A 208-nucleotide genomic window follows, 5' to 3' on the forward strand; every position below is an offset into this window, starting at 1 on the left:
GACGGATCCGTCGCTCATCCGGCAGTTCGACGAGCGCATCACCGGCCTGCTCGACACGCATCTGAACTCCGGTCTGGCGCTGCCCGGTTCGGGTGACCAGCTGCACATCACCCTGAATCTGGTCAGCGATCCCGCCCATCCCGAGGCGATCACCCTCACCGACACGTCCGCACCGTCACGGGCCGATCAACTCCACCTGGATCTCGCT

At 65.4% G+C, this 208-nt stretch carries 1 protein-coding gene; it reads left to right on the forward strand.

Annotated elements, in window-relative coordinates; all coding sequences use genetic code 11:
- On the forward strand, positions 1-208 hold a 208-nt coding region (locus tag LQ326_RS47675; protein WP_234545449.1), incomplete at both ends, for a hypothetical protein.

This window comes from Streptomyces shenzhenensis (genome assembly GCF_021462265.1).
GTDB lineage: Bacteria > Actinomycetota > Actinomycetes > Streptomycetales > Streptomycetaceae > Streptomyces > Streptomyces shenzhenensis.